Genomic DNA, 16,664 nt, shown 5'->3' on the forward strand with positions numbered 1-16,664 from the left:
CCGCTGCGGTTCACCGACGTTCGCGACATGATACTGGAGACCCGATGTCAAGCTTCATGCTGTTCCTGCGTTCATTGCTGTTCATGCTGTTGATGACGCTCGCGACCGTGGTTTGGGCACCGCTGTGCTTCCTGTTTGCCCCTCTCTCATACAACCGTCGCTACTACATGACCACGCGCTGGAACGTGTTCGTGATCTGGGCGGCACGGGTCGTGTGTGGCATACGCCATCAAGTCAAAGGATACGAAAATCTGCCCGATGCGCCGGTGATTCTTCTGTCCAAGCATCAGTCTGCATGGGAAACGATTTTCTATTGCTTCACCATGCCGCGCCCGCCCGTGTTCGTATTCAAGAAGGAGCTGACCTATATCCCCTTCTTCGGCTGGGGCATTGCGCTGTTGCGCATGATCCCGATCGACCGCAGCAAGACCCGGGATGCCTTTGCACAAGTGGTCGAGCAGGGAAGAAAGCGCCTGGCCGATGGTCAATGGATCATCATGTTCCCCGAGGGCACGCGCATCCCGGTGGGAAAGAAAGGCAAGTACAAGGGCGGCGGCGCGCGCCTCGCGGTCGAGACCAACACGATCGTGGTGCCGATCGCGATGAATGCGGGCGAATGCTGGCCGCGCAATTCCTTCATCAAGAAGCCCGGTCTGATTACGGTCTCGATCGGCAAGCCGATCTCGCCGGAAGGGCTCACGACAGCAGAGTTGATGCAGCAAGTCGAAAATTGGATAGAATCCGAGATGCGCGTGATTTCATCACCCGGCATTTACACCAACGACAAGCTCCCCACGACCCTTGAAGCTGCTTCGCCAGACTCCGCCTGACCCGCAACAGCTCGCGCTGCAGCTGGATTTCTTCTCTTCCGGATATTCATCGCAACCCGCGGTCGATCAACCGGCACCCAAGCATGTGCCGGGATCGGCGGCGCAAGCGCCGCGCGAACCGCTGGAGCTGTTTCCGTCACCGACACCTTCCGCGAATCCGGCTGCGCCCGGCACCCGGCGGCGCGTGCAGCTGCACGAGCACATGCTCGAATACCGCCTGCTGCGCTCGAAGCGCCGCACCATCGGTTTCCTGATCGATGATGGCGGCTTGCGCATCACTGCGCCGAAATGGGTGACAGTGGTGGAAATCGAGAATGCAATCCGCGAAAAGCAGCGCTGGATCTTCGCCAAGCTCGTCGAACGCCGCGAGCGATCGGCGCGGCGCTTGCAGCCGCAGATGCAGTGGCGCGACGGTGCGACGCTTCCCTATCTCGGCGTCGATGTCACGCTGCGCATCATGACGGCGCAAGCCACAGGGATTGCCCATGACAAGCAGGCACGCGAACTGACAGTGTGCCTGCCGCCGGACGCCGGCGAACAACAATTGAAAGACCGTGTGCAGGGATGGCTGCAGCTGGAAGCCAGGCGCGTGTTTGCCGAACGCCTGCCGGTCTATGCGGAAAAACTTGGCGTCAGCTATCGCCAGTTCGCACTGTCCTCGGCGACAACGCAATGGGGTTCATGCACGGCCGACGGAAAGATTCGCCTGAACTGGCGACTGATTCATTTCGCATTGCCGCTGATCGACTATGTCATCGCGCATGAACTGGCGCATCTGCGCGAAATGAATCACAGCCCGCGCTTCTGGGCCACGGTGCAATCGGTGTTCCCGGAATTCGTTGCGGCGAAAAAGGCACTGCGCGACCATGCGCCGGAAACCTTGCCGGCATTCTAGAGCGAATTTCATAACGGCAAAAGGAACGTAAAAACAGAATGCGGGTCCCATGGGCATATATGCAATGCCGAAGGTGCAATCATGGCGGCTCCCTATTCTGAGGATTTACGGCGGAAAATCGTGCAGGCGTGCGAACGAGGAACACAATCGCAACGCGAAGTGGCCGGGTTTTTCAATGTCAGCCTGTCCTTTGTCGAAGCGCTGTTGAGCCACTATCGCCGCAGTGGCGGCGAGCTGGTTCGACAGCGGCATAAATCCGGACGACGCGTACTGCTTGATGAGGCTTGCCGAGAGCAATTGCGGCAGTGGCTGCTGGAACAGTCCGATCTGACTTTGAAAGAGTTGATCGGACGATTGCAGGCCGGTACCGGCATTGCCGTCAGTGAACCCACCATGTGCCGGGTTCTGCATCGGATGGGCCTGCGCCGAAAAAAAGACCGTACATGCCACAGAACGGGACACGGCGCGCGTACGTCTGGCACGTCGTCGCTACCGCAAGCAGATCGCATCCTGTCCTGTCAAAAGGCTGAAATTCATCGACGAGTCCGGCCTGAACATTGCCATGACGCGTCGTTATGGACGGGCGATGCACGGCCAGCGGGTGCATGACGCGGTACCGGGAAACTTCGGGCGCAATGTCAGCATTCCCGGTTCGCTTTCCTGCCATGGCATGGAGGCCGTCATGACGGTCGAAGGCGCGGTCGATGCGGCGGTATTCCGGGCTTGTGTTGCCCATGCTCTGGTGCCGACGCTGCGCTCAGGTGACGTGGTGGTGATGGATAACCTGAGCGTCCACAAGGTCCGGGACATTGAAGCCATGATTGCTGGCGCCGGCGCGCAACTGATTTACCTGCCGCCGTACTCTCCCGACTGGTCACCGATCGAGCCTTGCTGGTCCAAAATCAAAACCCGCTTGCGCGGCATGAAGGCCCGGACACGTGAGGCGCTTGATCAGGCGCTCACCAAAGTGATCGGCAGAATCAGCAACAGCGATGCCAGCGGCTGGTTCGCCCACTGCGGTTATTCCATTCATTGATTTGAAAATCGCTCTAGGGTCTTGGCAATGGAATTCCGGAGTGTTACGCCTGCAGGATACGCCGGCCGCATGCCGGCGCTGTGTCAAGGACGGACAGCCTCTACGACAACACCGCCTGAAACTACATCATCCGCTCGATGAATTCGATCTTGTAACCATCGGGATCCGTGACGAAGGCGATGACTGTCGCGCCGCCCTTCACGGGACCGGCTTCACGCGTGACATTGCCGCCTGCGGCCTTGACCGCCTCGCACGCCTTGTGGGCATCATCCACCGCAATCGCGATGTGGCCGTAGGCGGTCCCCATGTCGTATTTGTCGACGCCGTAGTTGTAGGTCAACTCCAGTTCCGCATGGTCAGGATTGCTGCCGTAGCCAACGAATGCCAGCGTGTATTTGTATTCGGGATTTTCGGTGGTGCGCAACAGTTTCATGCCGAGCACGCGCGTATAAAAATCAATCGAACGTTGCAGATCACCGACTCGTAGCATGGTGTGCAGAATGCGCATGGGGATACCTTTGCAAGAAATGTGGAAAGCCCTCATTTTATGCCTGCCGCGCAGTGCTTGCTGCGACGGCGAAGAAATGCGCTAACGCGTGCTCAGTCGATTGGCGAGTGCGACGAACTGCTCCACCGGCACGGTTTCCGGACGGCTCTGTGGATCGACACCTGCATCGATCAAATCATTCTCGCTGAACATGCCGGCCACGCAGTTGCGCAACACCTTGCGCCGCTGCGAAAAGGCTTTCGTCACCACTTGCGCCAGCGTTGCCGCGTCGCACGCCAGCGGTTGCGCAAGCGGAATCATGCGCACGATGGCGGAATCGACTTGCGGCGGCGGATCGAATGCGGCGGGCGGCACAACGAACAGCAGCTCCATGTGATAGCGCCATTGCAGCATCACCGACAGGCGGCCATAGGTCTTGCTGCCGGGTTCGGCGACCATGCGCTCGACCACTTCCTTTTGCAGCATGAAATGCTGATCCTGCACTCGCGTCGCCATCTCTGCCAGGTGGAACAGCAAGGGACTGGAAATGTTGTACGGCAAATTGCCGACCACGCGCAATTTCGCATCCGATGTAACGGGAATCGATGCGAAATCGAACTGCAAGGCATCGCCCGCGTGAATGATCAGCTTGTGCGGATCGAAGTTCTTTTGCAGGCGCAGCACCAGATCGCGATCGAGTTCGACCACGTGCAATTGCTTGAGCGACTCCAGCAGCAGCCGCGTCATCGCAGCCAGTCCGGGACCGATTTCGACCATGGTGTCGTCGGGTTGCGGATCGATCGCGCGGATGATGTCGAACAGGACGCCTTGATCGGTCAGAAAATTCTGACCGAAGCGTTTGCGGGGAATGTGTTTCATGCGGTTTGCAATATACCCTTGCGTCAGGGCGTGCGGGAGGAAGTGGCGGCCATTTGCGCCGCGACGTTGATCGCCTCGATCATGCTGCCGTGATCGGCGCGCCCCAGACCGGCCGCGGCCAGATCCAGTGCCGTGCCGTGATCGACCGAGGTGCGGATGATCGGCAGGCCGAGCGTGATGTTGACGCCGTGTCCGAAACTCGCGTACTTCAACACCGGCAAGCCCTGATCGTGATACATCGCGAGTACGCAATCGGCGCGTTCAAGGTATTTGGGCTGGAACAGCGTATCGGCCGGATAGGGGCCGGCAACATCGATGCCCTTCGCCTGTGCGGCCTGCAGGACAGGCGTGATGACGTCGATTTCCTCGCGGCCGAGATAACCGCCTTCGCCTGCATGCGGATTCAGGCCGGTGACCAGAATGCGCGGATTCGGCAATCCGAACTTGCGCCGCAAATCCGTGTGCACGATGTCGATCGTGCGCGACAGGCTGTCGAATGTGATCGCTGCCGGCACATCCTTCAGTGCCAGATGCGTGGTCGCCAATGCGACGCGCAACAGCGGCGTCCCACCCGCCAGCATCATCACCACCTGCGGCGTGCCGGTCTTTTCGGCAAGGTACTCGGTGTGCCCGGTGAACGGCACACCGGCATCGTTGATGGTACTTTTTTGCAGCGGCGCGGTGACGATGGCATCGAACCACCCTGCCAATGCGCCCTCGATTGCAAGGTCAAGCGTCTGCAGGACCGCACGACCATTGCGCGCATCGAGCCTGCCCGGCGCGACCGGCGCGGCCAGCGGCACATCGATCACGGCAATCTGTTCCACCGAGAGATGCGGCAATCCGCTGTTGCGCACGGCCTGCGGCGACAACGCCACCAGGCGGATGGCAGGATCGATGTCGCCCGCCGTCATCGACAGGAAGGCGGAGTCACCGATCAGTACGCTGCGCGTCTTTGCACGCAGTTCCCACGCGGCACGCAGCGCGATCTCGGGACCGATTCCCGCGGGTTCGCCGCAGGTGATCGCGATGGTCGGGCGCACATTCATGACAAGTCCGGCAATCGCTTATCGGGCATCGGCAACATCAAAACGGTACTCGACATAGGCGCGGTCGCGCACCTGGCGCAACCAGTCCTGCGTCGCCTCATCCAGCTTGCGTTCGCGAATCGCCTGACGCGCCACCAGCCGCTGACGCTCCTTCGATACGTCATCGGTCTTGCGTTCCACAACCTGAATCAGGTGGAAACCGAAAGGCGATTCGATCGGTTCGCTGACCTGCCCCGGTTGCAGCGCATTCATTGCGCGCTCGAATTCGGGCACGGTATCTCCTGGGTAAACCCAGCCCAGGTCGCCGCCCTTGGATGCGGAAAAATCGTTGGAAAACAGCTTGGCCAGGTCTTCGAATTTGGCCGCATTGTTGTCAAGGCGCTGCTTCAACTCGGTCAGCTTGCGACGCGCATCGGCTTCGGTGACGATCTGGTTGACCTTGATCAGGATATGACGTGCGCGCGTCTGCTGCACCGACGGCGTCGCACCCGCCTTCGCTGCACTGGCGCTGCGTTGTCCGGCCAGCTTCAGGATGTGGAAGCCGTTCGGGCTTTGCACGATGGCCGAAACCTGGCCCGGCTTCAGGTTCGCGACGGCGTTCATGAACAGTTGCGGCAACCGGTCCAGGTTGCGCCAGCCGAGATCGCCGCCGCTCAATGCGTCGCTGGCATCGGAATAGGTTGCGGCGATTTTTGCGAAATCGCCGCCGGACCGCAATTGCTGCAACACTTCCTCGGCACGCTGACGCCGTGCGGCGATCTGTTCCGCCGAGGCATTCTCCGGCGTGCGCACCAGGATTTGCGCGAGATTGTATTCCTGCTGCACTTGCGCCGAACCATGTTCGGCGGCGAGGTAATTATCCACCTCGGATTCGGCAATCTGGATCTTGTTGTCGACTTCGCGTTCGCGCAGACGCTGCATCGCGATCTCGTCGCGGATTTCCTCGCGGAAGCGCGCGAACGGCGTGCCTTCGCGTTCCAGCTGATTGCGGAAATCCTGCATTGACATCTTGTTCTGCTCCGCGATGCGCGATACGGCGCGATCGAGCATGCCGTCATCGACGCGGATGCCGTATTCCTTCGCCAACTGCAATTGCGCGCGGTCAACGATCATGCGTTCGAGCAATTGTCGCTGGAACTCGGCCGGCGGCGGCAGCGCCACGCCCTGGTTTTTCATTCTGAGTTCGACCATGCGCGCCCGTTGCGTCAACTCCTGGCGCGTGATGACTTCGTTGTTCACGACCGCAATGATGGCGTCGGCAAGCTGGATGCGTGGCGCGGCAGCAGCCGGTGCATTTTGCAATGCGGCTTGCGCGGACTGCGCCCGGGCTCCCGGCAACGCACCGAGTGTCGCGCACAGAAGAATTGCCGCAAGCGTGGTGCGTCGCATCGGAGTGCCGGCATTGCGCATGGTGTGGGGTGTAGTCATGGTCATGTTGCCTCATCAAGGATTACTGGGCGTCGTCACCAATTGGTAACCGGGAATGCTTTGTTGCATTGCATCCAGCGGATTGGAACCCAGACGCGCGAGCCCGGTGAGTTCAAGCTGGAAAAAGAGCGATGTGGTTGCCTGTCCCGTCGAAGTCGGGATTCTCTGACCGACCACGCGGAAGACCCAGCAGTCGGCCTTGTATTCAAGACCGAGCAAGCCTTCCGCGACTCTCCGGTCCAGGAGCGAGTAGTTTACACGTGCTGCGCCGTACCAGCGCCTTGCGATCGGCCATTGGCCGGAGACGTCCACCTGCTCAAGCTGCGGGTTCTGGGTCCGATCAAGACGATATGCAACATTCAACACTTTTTTGGGTGCCGGCTGCCAGCGCACGCCATAGTTGGCGCGGTTCATGATGTTCTGGGTCTGGCTGTATTGAAGATTGCCATCCACGCTGACGGCTTGCGAAATCCGGCCGGTGGCGGACACCAGCATGTCCGAACGGCTGTCGTTGGTCGCGGCGCCGAGCGTCACGCTTTGCGGTTCAAAATAAAAGCGCTGGCCCACGGCAACGCGCATGCGCTCAACGCCGCTCGGTTCGATGTAGCGCGAGACCACAGCACCGGTCAGCTGGTTTGCATCGCTGATGCGGTCATTGCCGACAAAGCGGTTTTCACTGAACAGTTGCGCAAAACTCAGGTCCGCAATCCCGCTGTCAAATATGGGGAAATCGTTCTGGTTGCGGTAAGGCGTGTACACATAGAACAGCCGCGGCTCCAGCGTCTGCGTCATCGACTGGCCGAAAAACCTGGCATCGCGTTCAAAGACCAGGCCGCTGTCAATAGAGAATGTCGGCAACACGCGCGACAGGTTCGTCGGCTGGCCGGGCACCTGGTTTTGCAGATGGTACTGACTCGCATGCAATGCCAGTTTCGGCGTCAGGAACCCGCCTGGATGTATTAGTGGATAAGAGATTTTCGGATTGACGTAAAGGCGATCGCCTCGCACCAGATTCGGATGCCACCACCGTGTGACGTCCGATTCCACGGACCAGTCGAAGCCGCCGACATCGAGGCGGCTGGCGGTAAGCATCAATTGCGGCAGGCGATCATATGGACGTCCAATCGGCGCCAGCGGATCCTGCAGCACCTGGTAATTGGATGCGCGCGCCAATGCGCTCCAGTAAGTGCTGCCGTAGGTCAGCGTCATGTCCCGCAGCAGCAGCCGCTGCGTCACCCCCGTGATGCTGCGCGCAAAATCGCTCGGATAATCGTCATCCGATGCGGCGTTGATGTTCCAGTTATATGTCCACCCCGGCGCAAACGCATGCGTGTGGATCGATGACACGGCCCAGCGGTCGGTCTTGGTGACCTGATCGTTCAGCATCCCTTCGACGGTTGTCTGCCCGGAAAACGTCGGCTCGAGATAGCGGCCTTCGGCACCCATGTGCAGGCCGCGCCGCGACATGTATCGCGGGTACAAGGTCAGATCGCGATTGGGTGCGATATTGAAATAGTACGGCGTCGTGACTTCAAAACCGCCCCGGTTGGTAGAGCCGATGGTCGGCGGCAAAAAGCCCGACTTGCGCTCGCCCGACAGCGGAAACGACATGGCAGGCGTTGCGAGGATCGGCACGCCCTTGAAGTAGAGCAGGCTTTTATAGGCAACGCCGAGGTCGAGGCCCGAATCGAGCTTCAGCGTGTCGGCCTTGAGATACCAGTCGGGATCGGGGCTTTCGCAGGTGCTGTAGGTACCCTCGCTGACGAGAGCGCGATCTTCCGCTTCAAAATCGACGCGTTCCGCTTGTCCCTGTCCGTTGTTGGCACCGAGCCGATAGGTAGGGTTGAGCGCATAGCCTTCGCCCGAATCCATCTTGTACCTGAATTCGTCGGCGGTGTAGGTATCGCCGAAGCGTCGCATGCGCACGTTGCCGACCGCTTCGACCTCGTCTTCAACGATGCGATAGGTTGCCTTGTCGGAAGTGACAGTCGTCTGTCCCTTGTTGATTTCGACATCCCTTTCCATGAAGACTTCACGGTCCGGCCGACCGGTCATCTGTTCTGCATTGATGATCGACGGTGCGTTTTTGTCATCTTCCTTGCTGGCACGCGCGCCTGCAGTCTGCGCCGACACCAATGCCGGCACCGAGGCGGCGGCAACAACTGCAGTCAGAATGCGAAGTGAACGTTGCGAAGGTGGAAAGAGGGGCAGCCGTGTCATGAAAAGGAGGGTTGGCAGGCGATTTTTCAAGTCGAATCCCTTATTATATGGGAACTCATTGCCCTCAACGTATTGCCTCATGTCTTTAGCTTCCCCTACCGATCTCCGTCTCATCCAATTGAAAGATTGGCTGCATGCATTGCCAGGAACGCCGGTTCTGCCGGATTCCATCAGGCCGGCGTCGTCCGATGCCAGTTTCCGCCGCTATTTCCGCGTGGATGACATCCAGGGCGGCACGTTCATCGTGATGGACGCGCCGCCGCCGCAGGAGAATGTGCGCCCTTTCATCCACGTCGCAGAAGTGTTTGCCGAAACCGGCGTTTCCGTGCCGCACATTGTTGCGCAAGATGTGGAACGCGGATTCCTGCTGCTGTCCGATCTCGGTTCCACCACCTATCTCTCCGTCCTCAATCCGGACAATGCGCACAAGCTGTACATGGATGCGATCCACTCCCTGATCCTGATCCAGGCACAGGGTCAGCCGGAGGTCCTGCCGGAATACGACCGCGCACTGCTGCTGCGCGAACTGATGCTGTTCCCGGATTGGTATATCGGCAAGCATCTGGGCGTCACGCTATCGGATGCGCAGACGCAGGTGCTGAACAAGGTGTTCGATGCCATTCTCGCGAACAATCTGGCGCAGCCGCAAGTCTATGTGCATCGCGATTATCATTCGCGCAACCTGATGCTGATGCCGAAAGGCAATCCCGGCATTCTGGATTTCCAGGATGCAGTGTTCGGCCCGATCACCTACGATCTGGTGTCCTTGCTGCGCGATGCGTATGTCCAGTGGGACGAGGAGCTGGTGCTCGACTGGGCCATTCGCTATTGGGAGCGCGCGAAGAAGGCCGGACTGCCGGTCAATCCGGACATCGATTCCTTCTATCGGGATTTCGAATTCATGGGCGTGCAGCGCCACCTGAAAGTACTCGGCATTTTCGCGCGGCTCTATCACCGCGACGGCAAGGAGGCTTATCTGAAAGACTTGCCGCTGGTGATGGAATATACCCGCAAGGCTGCCGGACGTTACCGGGAACTGGTACCGCTGGTACGGCTGATGGATGAGCTGCACGACAGCGCGCCGCAAGTCGGCTACACCTTTTGACAAGCGATCGGATCAATTTGATCGCTTGCCGTCCCGACGCATTTGACCGCAGGATGTCACCACCATGAAAGCCATGATTTTCGCCGCCGGGCGCGGCGAGCGCATGCGGCCATTGACCGATGACTGCCCCAAGCCGCTGCTGAAAGTGCGCGGCCGGCCATTGATCGTCTGGCACATTCTCAATCTCGTGCGCGCCGGCATTACCGAGATCGTCATCAATCACGCGCACCTCGGCCAGATGATCGAAGACGCGCTGGGAGACGGCTCGAAGTTCGGCGCACGCATCGTCTATTCCGCCGAAGGCACGGCACTGGAGACCGCGGGCGGCATCGCCAAGGCGCGTCCGCTGCTGGGCGAGGAACCATTCGTCGCGGTGGCCGCCGATGTCTATTGCCCGCATTTTGATTTTGAGCAAGTGAAGACCACGCTCGAAGACAATGACATGTGGGGCAATCCGCATCCCGCCGACAAGCGCGACGTTGCCTGGCTCTACCTCGTGAAGAATCCGCCGCATCATCCGAAGGGCGACTTTGCGCTGAACAGTTTTTCCATCGCCAATGAAGGCGAGCCGCGCTACACCTTTTCCGGCATCGGCGTGTACCGGCCGGAAATTTTCGACGGCATCGAAGCGGGCCAATCCGCGCCGCTTGCGCCCATCCTGCGCAGGTATGCAGATCGCGGCCATGTCGGCGGCGAAGTGGTTCGCGGCAACTGGACCGACGTCGGCACGCCGGAACGGCTGGCGCAATTGAACGCTCCCATCCATCAAGGAGTCCGCACATGAAAACCTATGCAGCCAGGCGCGCGGCGCTGATCGCACAGATGCAGGCCAGGGGCGGCGGCGTCGCCATCATTCCGACCGCGCCGGAAGTCATGCGCAACCGCGATGCCGACTATCCTTACCGGCACGACAGTTATTTCTACTATCTGTCCGGCTTCACGGAGCCGGAAGCAGTCATCGTGCTGGTCGCCGGCAAGACGAACCAGTCCATCCTGTTCTGCCGCGAGAAAAATCTTGAGCGGGAAATCTGGGACGGCTACCGCTACGGGCCGGAAGCGGCGCGCGAGAAATTCGGTTTCGATGCCGCATTTGCCATCGAGGCATTGAACGTCGAAATGCCGAATCTGATCGCCAACGCACCGTCCCTTTTCTACGCATTGGGCAGCGACCTGCGGCTGGATACGCGGATACAGGAATGGCTGCAGGCCGTGCGCCTGCAAGCCCGCGCCGGCGTCGCCGCGCCGTCTGCCCTGCATGACGTGCATGTATTGCTGGACGAGATGCGCCTGTTCAAGGATGCGGAAGAAATCGCCATCATGAAGCGCGCCGCGGCCATCTCCGCCGAGGCGCACCGGCGCGCGATGCGGGCGACCCGCCCCGGCTTGCGCGAATATCAGATCGAAGCGGAACTGCTGCATGAATTCCGCCGCCAGGGTTCGCAATTTCCGGCATACGGTTCCATCGTCGCCACCGGCGCGAATGCCTGCGTCTTGCACTACCGCGCCAGCGATGCGGAAATCAAAAACGGCGATCTCGTGCTGATCGATGCCGGCTGCGAGCTGGACGGCTATGCGTCCGACATCACACGTACCTATCCTGCCAACGGCACGTTCAGCGCACCGCAGAAGGCGCTGTACGAAATCGTGCTCGCCTCGCAAGCCGCCGCGATTGCCGAAACGCGCCCGGGAAAAGGCTTCATGGAGGGCCATGACGCCGCCGTTCGCGTGCTCGCCCAAGGCATGCTCGATACCGGCCTGCTCGACCGCAACAAGGTCGGCGCGCTCGACGATGTGATCGAGAAAGGCGCTTACCGCCAGTTCTACATGCATCGCACCGGGCACTGGCTCGGCATGGATGTCCACGATGTCGGCGAATACCGCGAAGCCGGGGCGGCAGGCGAGGAAAGGCCTTGGCGCAAGCTGCAGCCGGGCATGGTGCTGACGGTGGAGCCCGGCATCTACGTGCGGCCGGATGCCGATGTGCCGGAGCAGTTCTGGCACATCGGCATCCGCATCGAGGACGATGCGCTGGTGACGGAGAACGGCTGCGACATCATCACCCGCGACGCGCCGAAAACCGTGGCCGACATCGAAGCGCTGATGAAGCATTGATCATCGAACGATGACAACGGATTTCGATATCGCCATCTGCGGCGCGGGTCCCGTCGGACTGACGCTCGCATTGCTGCTCGTCAGGCGGGGTATGACTGCGGAACGCATCGCTCTGCTCGATGCCAAAACCGTCGAGCAAGCCGTCACGGACCCGCGCTCGATCGCCTTGTCCTACGGCAGCCGCCAGATTCTGGAAGACATCGACGCATGGCCCTTGACGGCGGATGCGATCCATCAGATCCACGTTTCGCGCCGCGGCCACTTCGGCCGCACGCTGATTGACCGCAGCGATTACGACTTGCCGGCGCTCGGGTACGTCACGCGCTACGGCGTGCTGGTCAATGCATTGGCAGCGGCCGTCGCGCGCACGCAGATTGCCGTGATCCGTCCCGCGCAAGTCATGGGCGCGGATGAGCGCGAAGAACATGTGGAACTGCAGCTTGCGGACGAGAAAACGATCAACGCACAAATCATGGTGCAGGCCGAAGGCGGCCTGTTCTCCGAGCAGAATGCCAAGGCATTGCAGCGCGACTACGGCCAGAACGCCATCGTCGCGCATGTCCGTACCAGCGCGCCGCTCATGCATCGCGCATTCGAACGCTTCACCGAGGAAGGGCCGCTCGCGCTGCTGCCGCAGGACGATGGCTTTGCGCTCGTGTGGTGCGCGCGTCCGGCAAGCACTGACCGATTGATGGCCTTGCCGAATGCCGCCTTTCTGACGGAGCTGCAAAACGCTTTCGGCTCGCGCCTGGGCCGCTTCATTTCCGCATCGCCCCGCAATGTCTTTCCGCTCGGCTTGAATGCGAATCCGGCGACTTCCGCCAGGACAACCGCCATCGGCAATGCGGCGCAAACCCTGCATCCGGTCGCGGGACAGGGGCTCAATCTCGGCTTGCGGGATGCGGCTGTGCTTGCGCGTCTGCTGGCGCAGGAGGCAACGCCCGCGGCGCTGGAACACTTTGCAATGCGCCGCAAGACCGATCGCAATCTGACCATTCGCTTGACCGATACGATGGCGCGCATATTCTCCAGCGCGCCGGATGGTGCGCCATCACAGACTTTGCTCGGCATGTCGCTGGGCCTCATCGATGCGTTCACGCCGGCAAAGAGACTGCTGGCAGAGCAGATGATGTTCGGACAGCGATAAAAAAGCCGCGGGACGGTGCGTTCACGCGGCTTCTTCCTTTCGCTTCCTTTGCCTGCGGGGTGGAGTTCGTAGACGCCCTACTCCACCGCTTTGACCATGTCCGCCGCGAACGCCGGAATCCAGTGTCTTTTGTTGCATAACGTCGCTGTCTCTTCGTGGAGACAGGCCGGGGGTGGCCCGGCGGCCAGTCACTTTCTTTGCTTCGCTGTACAGACTCGGGACATGGGTAACAGATGTGCCGGGACATAGGTAACACATTTAATCGTCTCCTTTTGTCGTGCGCAAGTCGATCTGGCCGAAGCGATGGTGCGCAAAGTACAGATCGAACACGCCGTCCTGCCGAGGATGCGGACGAGCCGCAATCGGATGCGTGTGCAAGGCATTGGAGACCCTGAAGCGGCGCCCCTGCACAACGATCTTGCCGTCCCACCCCACTACCTGTACCAGATCGCCATCGCGGTAATGAATCTCCGGCAATGTCTCCGGATAGACCCGCCGGCTGGGCCGGTAACGCGTCACCGGCGTGGCCAGTCCCAGCGCCTCATGCGGCCGTTCATGGTTGTACACTTGCCGCCAGCCATCGAACGCCTCCTGCGCCTCGTCCAGATCACGGAAGCATTGTCCTCGCAGCACTTCGCGCTTCAGGCTGCGATGGAAGCGTTCGTTCTTGCCATTGGTCTGCGGGTGCGCTGGACGACTATGGCTGATCTGGATGCCCAGCTGGATCAGCCAGATGGTCAGTCTGGTGATGCCGTGCTCATGTCGTGACGGGCTGCCCCAGGGGGAGCCGTTGTCGGCGTTGATGCGGACCGGCATGCCATGGCGGCGAAACACATCCTGCAGTGCTGCCTGTACGTGTTCCCGGTTGGGGCGGGCACAGGCTGCAAGCGTCAGGTTGTAGCGCGAGTGGTCGTCAATGACGGTCAGCGGATGGCAGGTAGCCGAGGCCGTCTCGAAGCAGCCCTTGAAGTCCATTTGCCACAGATCGTTGGGTGCGGCATGCTCGAAACGTGTCCATGGCGTACTGTCTTCACTGGCCTGCGGATCGACCAGATGGTGCCGGTGCAGGATGCGAGTGATGGTGCTGGGTGTCGGGATGCCTTGATGGCCCAGATCGCGCAAGCGCCGCTGCAGCTTGCGTGCACCCCAGGCCGGATGTTCCTTGCGCAGTCCGACCACCAGCTCCTCGACGTCGGCATCCGTGCGCTGCGGGCTGTGCAATGGCCGGCGCGAGCGGTCAGCCATTCCGGCCAATCCCTCTTCGGCCACGCGGGCCAATAGCCTGTAGCCGGTCTTGCGGCTGATGCCGAACTGCGCACATAGCGCACTCATGTTCACTCCCTCCTGACGGGCCAATGAGAGAAATTCCTGACGCAGAGTCATCGTGTCTATCGCTTTCCAGGACATGGGTGGATGATCCTTCCGGCATCTTTGGGATACCGAAAGTGTTACCTATGTCCCGGCACAAGTGTCACCTATGTCTCCGGTCTATACATCTCGCCAAGAAAAGTAACCAAAGAAAGGCGACCGCACAGCCGCTGCCCCTGCGGGGTTCCCGAAAAGACGCGTGCCAAAGTGGGAAGCGAAACAAACTCGCCCTCGCTGCGCGAGGACTCAGACAAGTTTCGCTTCTTTATCCACTTTGACACGCGCCTTTTCGGCAGCGTCCAAGCGGAGCTGCAAAAAGCCCGTACACGATCACTCGCAGGAGAAATCGTGTACGGGTGTATTACTTACTTCAGCATCGGCAAATTCAAGCCATTGCGCTTGGCACATGCAATCGCCGTCTCGTAGCCGGCATCGGCATGGCGCATCACGCCCGAGCCGCAGTCGTTGACCAGCACCCGGCCCAGACGCTTGGCGGCGGCCTCGGTGCCGTCGGCCACGATCACCACGCCGGAGTGCTGCGAGTAACCCATGCCGACGCCACCGCCGTGGTGCAGGCTGACCCAGGTCGCGCCGCCGGCGGTGTTCAAGAGGGCGTTCAACAGCGGCCAGTCGGAGACGGCGTCGGTGCCGTCCTTCATGCTTTCGGTTTCGCGGTTCGGGCTGGCGACCGAGCCGGTGTCGAGGTGGTCGCGGCCGATGACGATCGGGGCTTTCAGTTCGCCGTTCTTGACCATTTCATTGAAGGCGAGACCGGCGATGTGGCGTTCACCGAGGCCGAGCCAGCAGATGCGTGCCGGCAAGCCCTGGAAGGCGATGCGGTCGCGTGCCATGTCGAGCCAGTTGTGCACGTGCTTGTTGTCGGGGAACAGTTCCTTGATCTTGGCGTCGGTCTTGTAGATGTCTTCGGGGTCGCCGGACAGGGCCACCCAGCGGAACGGGCCCTTGCCTTCGCAGAACAGCGGACGGATGTAGGCGGGGACGAAGCCGGGGAAGTCGAACGCGTTCTTGACGCCTTGATCCAGCGCGACCTGACGGATGTTGTTGCCGTAGTCGACCACGTAGCTGCCGAGCGCCTGGAAGTCGAGCATGGCTTGCACGTGGATGGCGCAAGACTTGGCGGCGGCATCGCTCAATTTGGCGTGCTGGCCTTGGTCTTGCTGCGCGGCTTTCCATTGCGCCACGCTCCAGCCGGCCGGCAGGTAGCCGTTGATGAGGTCGTGCGCCGAGGTCTGGTCGGTGACGAGGTCGGGCTTGATGCCGCCGGCCTTGGCGCGCTTGACCAGTTCCGGCAGGATTTCGGCGGCGTTGCCGAGCAGGCCGATGGAGACGGTTTCCTTGCGTTCGGTGTGGTATTTGATCAGGGCGATGGCGTCGTCGATGTCTTTCGCCTGCTTGTCGAGGTAGCGGGTGCGCAGGCGGAAGTCGATGCTGGATTGCTGGCATTCGATGTTGAGCGAGACGGCACCGGCCAGGGTGGCGGCCAGCGGCTGCGCGCCGCCCATGCCGCCGAGGCCGGCGGTCAGGATCCAGCGGCCGGCGAGGCTGCCGCCGAAGTGCTGGCGGCCGGCTTCGCCGAAGGTTTCATAGGTGCCTTGCACGATGCCCTGGCTGCCGATGTAGATCCAGGAGCCGGCGGTCATCTGGCCGTACATGAACAGGCCCTTGCGGTCGAGTTCGTTGAAGTGCTCCCAGTTGCCCCATTTCGGCACGAGGTTGGAGTTGGCGAGCAAGACGCGCGGGGCGTCGGGATGGGTCTGGAACACGCCGACCGGCTTGCCGGATTGCACCAAGAGCGATTCGTCGTCGTTCAGGTTCTTCAGGACGTCGAGGATCCTGTCGTAGCATTCCCAGTTGCGCGCGGCGCGGCCGATGCCGCCGTATACCACGAGGTGCTTCGGGTTCTCGGCCACTTCCGGGTCGAGGTTGTTTTGCAGCATGCGGTAGGCCGCTTCGGTTTGCCAGCTCTTGCAGACCTTCTCGCTGCCGCGCGGCGCGCGGATCTCGCGGGATGCATCCCAGCGCGGGTCGTTGGTCAGGTTGTTCAGTTGGGTGTTCTCGGTGATGCTGTTCATGGTGTTCTCTCCAAT

15 protein-coding genes are annotated in these 16,664 nt (G+C 60.9%); 7 read left to right on the plus strand and 8 right to left on the minus strand.

Annotated elements, in window-relative coordinates; all coding sequences use genetic code 11:
* Positions 1-44: 44 nt before the first annotated feature.
* Positions 45-830 (plus strand): lysophospholipid acyltransferase family protein, encoded by a 786-nt coding sequence (locus tag D3870_RS14700; RefSeq protein WP_119740217.1) that lies wholly within the window; start codon positions 45-47, stop codon positions 828-830.
* Positions 802-1,725 (plus strand): M48 family metallopeptidase, encoded by a 924-nt coding sequence (locus D3870_RS14705; RefSeq protein ID WP_119740219.1) that lies wholly within the window; start codon positions 802-804, stop codon positions 1,723-1,725. Before D3870_RS14700 ends, D3870_RS14705 begins: the two co-directional genes overlap by 29 nt.
* Before the next feature lie 105 nt (positions 1,726-1,830).
* Here the strand turns inward: D3870_RS14705 and D3870_RS22120 are convergent, their stop codons facing one another.
* Positions 1,831-2,022: a hypothetical protein gene (locus D3870_RS22120; RefSeq protein WP_147375719.1), complete on the minus strand. Its 192-nt coding sequence runs from the start codon at positions 2,020-2,022 to the stop codon at positions 1,831-1,833.
* Positions 2,023-2,107: 85 nt separating this feature from the next.
* Between D3870_RS22120 and D3870_RS14710 the strand changes: the two genes are divergently transcribed.
* Positions 2,108-2,761 (plus strand): IS630 family transposase, encoded by a 654-nt coding sequence (locus tag D3870_RS14710; protein ID WP_242490082.1) that lies wholly within the window; start codon positions 2,108-2,110, stop codon positions 2,759-2,761.
* A gap of 121 nt (positions 2,762-2,882) precedes the next feature.
* On the opposite strand, the gene gloA is transcribed toward D3870_RS14710, so the two are convergent.
* The 5 genes from gloA to D3870_RS14735 form a co-directional block, all read right to left on the minus strand.
* Positions 2,883-3,269 carry a lactoylglutathione lyase gene (gene gloA, locus D3870_RS14715; protein WP_119740222.1) on the minus strand — a complete coding sequence of 129 codons (387 nt, stop codon included), beginning with the start codon at positions 3,267-3,269 and terminating at the stop codon, positions 2,883-2,885.
* A gap of 81 nt (positions 3,270-3,350) precedes the next feature.
* The gene (gene rsmA, locus D3870_RS14720; RefSeq protein WP_119740224.1) at positions 3,351-4,127 is read right to left on the minus strand and encodes a 16S rRNA (adenine(1518)-N(6)/adenine(1519)-N(6))-dimethyltransferase RsmA; all 777 of its coding nucleotides are present in this window, start codon (positions 4,125-4,127) and stop codon (positions 3,351-3,353) included.
* Positions 4,128-4,150: 23 nt separating this feature from the next.
* Positions 4,151-5,176 (minus strand): 4-hydroxythreonine-4-phosphate dehydrogenase PdxA, encoded by a 1,026-nt coding sequence (pdxA, locus tag D3870_RS14725; protein WP_119740226.1) that lies wholly within the window; start codon positions 5,174-5,176, stop codon positions 4,151-4,153.
* An 18-nt stretch (positions 5,177-5,194) separates the two neighbouring features.
* Positions 5,195-6,604, minus strand: coding sequence for a peptidylprolyl isomerase (locus tag D3870_RS14730; RefSeq protein ID WP_422879650.1), 1,410 nt, complete (start codon positions 6,602-6,604; stop codon positions 5,195-5,197).
* 15 nt (positions 6,605-6,619) lie between these two features.
* Positions 6,620-8,824, minus strand: a complete 2,205-nt coding sequence (locus D3870_RS14735; protein ID WP_119740230.1) for an LPS-assembly protein LptD — start codon at positions 8,822-8,824, stop codon at positions 6,620-6,622.
* A gap of 79 nt (positions 8,825-8,903) precedes the next feature.
* On the opposite strand from D3870_RS14735, the gene D3870_RS14740 reads away from it, so the two are divergent.
* The 4 genes from D3870_RS14740 (at position 8,904) to D3870_RS14755 (ending at position 13,188) form a co-directional block, all read left to right on the plus strand.
* Positions 8,904-9,929, plus strand: coding sequence for an aminoglycoside phosphotransferase family protein (locus D3870_RS14740; RefSeq protein ID WP_119740232.1), 1,026 nt, complete (start codon positions 8,904-8,906; stop codon positions 9,927-9,929).
* A 64-nt stretch (positions 9,930-9,993) separates the two neighbouring features.
* The gene (gene murU / locus D3870_RS14745) at positions 9,994-10,713 is read left to right on the plus strand and encodes an N-acetylmuramate alpha-1-phosphate uridylyltransferase MurU (protein WP_119740234.1); all 720 of its coding nucleotides are present in this window, start codon (positions 9,994-9,996) and stop codon (positions 10,711-10,713) included.
* Positions 10,710-12,041 (plus strand): Xaa-Pro aminopeptidase, encoded by a 1,332-nt coding sequence (pepP, locus tag D3870_RS14750; protein ID WP_119740236.1) that lies wholly within the window; start codon positions 10,710-10,712, stop codon positions 12,039-12,041. Before murU ends, pepP begins: the two co-directional genes overlap by 4 nt.
* Before the next feature lie 10 nt (positions 12,042-12,051).
* On the plus strand, positions 12,052-13,188 hold the full coding sequence (locus tag D3870_RS14755) for a UbiH/UbiF/VisC/COQ6 family ubiquinone biosynthesis hydroxylase (protein ID WP_119740237.1): 1,137 nt from the start codon (positions 12,052-12,054) through the stop codon (positions 13,186-13,188).
* Positions 13,189-13,446: 258 nt separating this feature from the next.
* Here the strand turns inward: D3870_RS14755 and D3870_RS14760 are convergent, their stop codons facing one another.
* Together D3870_RS14760 and hutU are read right to left on the minus strand one after the other, a co-directional pair.
* Positions 13,447-14,595 (minus strand): IS481 family transposase, encoded by a 1,149-nt coding sequence (locus D3870_RS14760; protein WP_119739211.1) that lies wholly within the window; start codon positions 14,593-14,595, stop codon positions 13,447-13,449.
* A gap of 326 nt (positions 14,596-14,921) precedes the next feature.
* On the minus strand, positions 14,922-16,649 hold the full coding sequence (gene hutU, locus D3870_RS14765) for a urocanate hydratase (protein WP_119740239.1): 1,728 nt from the start codon (positions 16,647-16,649) through the stop codon (positions 14,922-14,924).
* Positions 16,650-16,664 lie beyond the last annotated feature (15 nt).

This window comes from Noviherbaspirillum cavernae, assembly GCF_003590875.1.
Taxonomy (GTDB): domain Bacteria; phylum Pseudomonadota; class Gammaproteobacteria; order Burkholderiales; family Burkholderiaceae_D; genus Noviherbaspirillum; species Noviherbaspirillum cavernae.

Bases quoted from the DNA above. Each gene is read 5' to 3' on its own strand.
- D3870_RS14755 (WP_119740237.1), top strand. From the start codon at position 12,052: ATGACAACGGATTTCGATATCGCCATCTGCGGCGCGGGTCCCGTCGGA.
- D3870_RS14740 (WP_119740232.1), top strand. From the start codon at position 8,904: ATGTCTTTAGCTTCCCCTACCGATCTCCGTCTCATCCAATTGAAAGAT.
- hutU (WP_119740239.1), bottom strand. From the start codon at position 16,649: ATGAACAGCATCACCGAGAACACCCAACTGAACAACCTGACCAACGAC.
- D3870_RS14730 (WP_422879650.1), bottom strand. From the start codon at position 6,604: ATGACTACACCCCACACCATGCGCAATGCCGGCACTCCGATGCGACGC.
- D3870_RS14700 (WP_119740217.1), top strand. From the start codon at position 45: ATGTCAAGCTTCATGCTGTTCCTGCGTTCATTGCTGTTCATGCTGTTG.
- rsmA (WP_119740224.1), bottom strand. From the start codon at position 4,127: ATGAAACACATTCCCCGCAAACGCTTCGGTCAGAATTTTCTGACCGAT.
- gloA (WP_119740222.1), bottom strand. From the start codon at position 3,269: ATGCGCATTCTGCACACCATGCTACGAGTCGGTGATCTGCAACGTTCG.
- D3870_RS14760 (WP_119739211.1), bottom strand. From the start codon at position 14,595: ATGTCCTGGAAAGCGATAGACACGATGACTCTGCGTCAGGAATTTCTC.
- D3870_RS14735 (WP_119740230.1), bottom strand. From the start codon at position 8,824: ATGACACGGCTGCCCCTCTTTCCACCTTCGCAACGTTCACTTCGCATT.
- murU (WP_119740234.1), top strand. From the start codon at position 9,994: ATGAAAGCCATGATTTTCGCCGCCGGGCGCGGCGAGCGCATGCGGCCA.
- pdxA (WP_119740226.1), bottom strand. From the start codon at position 5,176: ATGAATGTGCGCCCGACCATCGCGATCACCTGCGGCGAACCCGCGGGA.
- pepP (WP_119740236.1), top strand. From the start codon at position 10,710: ATGAAAACCTATGCAGCCAGGCGCGCGGCGCTGATCGCACAGATGCAG.